Below are 1,171 nucleotides of genomic sequence, written 5' to 3'. Positions count from 1 at the left end.
GTTTTGACTAACTAACAGGTTTTGCCGTTCTGTATCCCCGCCATAAAGGACGGGGTTTTAGAACGGAATATTCTGATAAACCAGAATGATTACAATTCAACCCTTAAATTCAATCAGGATTTTCAGGTGCTTGGATCCCAATCTTATCAGCGAGGTTTTCATGCTTCGCCCTTCACGCTTCACGCTTCGGTTTTGAGTTGACGTGCGAAATTGGCTATTGTATAATCTGCTTGTGTTCCACTATATCCCAAGCTGCAGGGCGTCACCAAGGTTGAACAATGAGAGTTGTCGCTGGAAAATTCAAAGGCAGACGCTTAAAAACACCTAAAGGGTCAGAAGCTCGACCTACTGCCGACCGCGTCAAAGAGTCATTATTTCGTATCTTTGGTGAACAGGTTGTCGATGCCGATTTTCTTGATCTCTGTGCGGGAACTGGGAACATTGGTCTGGAAGCCTTGAGCCAAGGCGCGAAGTCCACCACCTTCGTTGATAGCAATTATCACTCTGTCCGCATTATCGAGTCTAATCTTGAAATGTGTGGGTTTGATCGTAAGCATCCACAGGTCAGGCTCATTCACCTTGACGCACGGAAAGCGCTTGCCCGGTTTGGCAAACGCAAAGCGAAATTCGATCTGATTTATTTCGATCCGCCATACGCCTCTAAAATCCACGAATCGTGTGTGAAACAGATTGCGGAGGCGAATCTTCTCTCTCCAGCTGGGGCGCTCGTTGTTGAACATCGGAAGGTTCAGGAGGCAGATTGGACTGAGTCCTTGATGTTGGATGAACTGGTTTTAAGTCGCCAAGAACGGTATGGTGACACAATGCTTTCATTTTACAAGCGGTATCAATTGTGTTAACGCAAGTTGCTAGGGCGTGTTGACATTTTGCAGTAGTAGTGAACAACGTTGTTCACTACGATAACCCCTACCACGACACAGAACCGAGTGATTCGTAGGGAACGGGGAGCTCCGTGCCATCTGTTCCAAACCACCTGAGTAATTGTCGGTCTCTTGTGCTTGTGTAGGTCGAGATTCATATCTCGACATCTTCCTGCCATGATCGCAGGTTAGGAAAACCCCGATTTCATCAAGAGCAGGCTCTGTGACTACCAAAGACTGTCGATTTTGGAAAATCGACCTACATAAGTCTGTAGGGGTTGTGTCTCCCC

1 pseudogene is annotated in these 1,171 nt (G+C 46.9%); it reads left to right on the top strand.

Annotated features, from left to right (window positions below):
* Window positions 1-278 precede the first annotated feature (278 nt).
* Window positions 279-860, top strand: a pseudogene (gene rsmD, locus J4G02_12715) (16S rRNA (guanine(966)-N(2))-methyltransferase RsmD).
* Window positions 861-1,171: the final 311 nt, after the last annotated feature.

The sequence above is a fragment of the Candidatus Poribacteria bacterium genome (genome assembly GCA_021295755.1).
GTDB lineage: Bacteria > Poribacteria > WGA-4E > WGA-4E > PCPOR2b > PCPOR2b.
This window is presented reverse-complemented; position numbering and strand designations above follow the sequence as displayed.